The 754-nt window shown below is 52.4% G+C and carries 1 rRNA gene; it reads left to right on the top strand.

The window, feature by feature from the left end:
* Window positions 1–132: 132 nt before the first annotated feature.
* Window positions 133–754: ribosomal RNA gene (locus WMO25_RS18510) — 23S ribosomal RNA — on the top strand; the annotation flags it as partial.

Below are 754 nucleotides of genomic sequence, written 5' to 3'. Positions count from 1 at the left end.
TGTACCTTGAAAACTGCATATCAGAAACACATCAAGCCGTAAATCATCGAAAAGAAAAGATTTACAGATTTCAAAAGAAATCGAAGAAATAGAACCGACCGCATCATGACGCTACATGATGTGGGAACGAAAGGTCAAGCAAGATAGGGCACAGGGCGGATGCCTTGGCACTGAGAGCCGACGAAAGACGTGATAAGCTGCGAAAAGCCGCGGGGAGGAGCAAATATCCATTGAGCCGCGGATGTCTGAATGGGGGAACCCGGCAGGAAGAACTCCTGTCATCATGCACTGAATCCATAGGTGTATGAAGGGAACCCGGGGAACTGAAACATCTAAGTACCCGGAGGAAGAGAAAGAAACATCGATTTCCTGAGTAGCGGCGAGCGAAAGGGAAAGAGCCCAAACCGGTGTGCGTGCACACCGGGGTTACGGACTGTCGAAAGTGAGCTGGAAGTTAGCCGAACGGTTTTGGGAAAGCCGGCCAGAGAGGGTGAAAGCCCCATAGGCGAAAACGGAAGGCAGCGGACAGGATCCAGAGTACCACGAGACACGGGAAACCTTGTGGGAAGTCGGAGGGACCACCCTCCAAGGCTAAATACTACTCAGTGACCGATAGCGCATAGTACTGTGAAGGAAAGGTGAAAAGGACCCCGGGAGGGGAGTGAAAGAGCACCTGAAACCCTGTGTCTGCAAGCTGTGGGAGGACGTTAAGGTCCGACCGCGTACTTTTTGTAGAACGGTCCGGCGAGCTGCC

The sequence above is a fragment of the Coprococcus intestinihominis genome (genome assembly GCF_040096555.1).
Classification (GTDB): domain Bacteria; phylum Bacillota; class Clostridia; order Lachnospirales; family Lachnospiraceae; genus Coprococcus_A; species Coprococcus_A intestinihominis.
Note: the sequence above shows the minus strand (reverse complement) of the source record. Positions and strands in the feature narration are given on the sequence as shown.